Source organism: Arthrobacter sp. 2YAF22_2, from assembly GCF_052114645.1.
Classification (GTDB): domain Bacteria; phylum Actinomycetota; class Actinomycetes; order Actinomycetales; family Micrococcaceae; genus Arthrobacter.
The window spans coordinates 1-1,315 of sequence record NZ_JBFRFD010000726.1; the positions used below are offsets into that span (position 1 = coordinate 1).

General features: G+C 63.9%; 1 protein-coding gene. It reads right to left on the minus strand.

Annotation, left to right across the window (positions count from 1 at the left end; translation table 11 throughout):
- Nucleotides 1–1,038, minus strand: a 1,038-nt coding sequence (locus AB4Y86_RS19050; RefSeq protein WP_441403687.1) for an SPFH domain-containing protein, incomplete at its 3' end; no start/stop codon positions are given.
- Between the last annotated feature and the right edge of the window lie 277 nt (nucleotides 1,039–1,315).

Genomic DNA, 1,315 nt, shown 5'->3' on the forward strand with positions numbered 1-1,315 from the left:
GGCCTGGGCGGTGAGCTCGGTGCGGCGCGCGTTGGCTTGGGCTTCGAGTTCCGTGCGCCGGGCCAGTGCCTCCGCGGCGCTGATGTCGGCGGATTTCTGGCCCTCGGCGTCGGTGCGCTTGGCATAGGCCTTCGCGTCGGCGGGCTTGCGGACGGTGGTCTGGAGTTTCTGCTCCTCGCGGTCCGCCTCGAGCTTGGCCACCTCGGTTTCCTGGACGACGACCTGTTGCCGGGCGGTGGCGTCGGCCAGCGGGCCGGCCTGCGCGGCATTTGCCTTGGCTTTCTCGGCATTGGCCAGCGCCATGGATTGCCGGATCGACGAGACGCTTTGGGCGTCGGCAATCAGCGCTTCGGCCTCGGCTTCCTTCTCCGCAGCCTCCCGGTTCCGGGTGGCCTCGGCGATGCGGGCCTCCATCTTGACCTGGGCAATGTGCGGCTTGGCGATGTTCTGGATGTAGCCGGTGGGATCCTGTAGGTCCTTGATTTGCAGTGAATCCACCACCAGGCCCAACTTTTCCATCTCAATGCCGCTGGCGCCGCGGACCTGGGACGCCAGCTTGTCCCGCTCGCGGATGATTTCCTCCATGGTCATGCTGCCGATGATGGAGCGCAGGTGTCCTTCAAAAACGTTGTAGACCTGGCTTTCCATTTTCGGCTGCTGGCCAAGGAAGCGGCGCGCGGCATTGGCGATGAAGGGCGGCGCGTCGCCGATCTTGTAGATGACCACGCCCTCGACAATCACCTGGATGCCCTGCGACGTCACGCAGTTAACTTTGAGTTCGGTTTCGTTCAGGGTCAGCGACAAGGGCCGGACCGTCTGCAGCCCGGGCAGCACGAGGGCTCCCTTGCCGGTGACGATCTTGAAGTCCATCCCCTCCCTGGTGTCCAGCGTGCCCCGGGTCAACCCGGAGATGATGAGGGCCTCGTTGGGTTCAGCCACCTTCCACATCAGCTTCGTTGCCACCCAGATCACGACGACGACGACGAGCGCCACGGCGAGGATGACGAGAACCGGTATGAAGGCTGAGAAGTCCGGCATGGGAAACCTTTCGGGTCTGTGGTCAGGCCAGTCTGAAGTGCCGCCGTCGAATAAGTCCAGCATTTGGCGGAACGGCTTGGGCGAACCGGCGTCGGAACCGGCGTCGCAACCGGCGTCGGAACCCCTGGCGCTGAACTCCGGCGCTGTGCACTGCCGGCTGCAAAGCCGGCTAAACGAAAGCTGGTGCGGCCGCCTACGAAACTCGAGGCGCCCGCACCAGCAGGTAGTACGAAATTGTTAGATTGCTATGAATCGTTCCTCATTCGCGGCTCCCTTT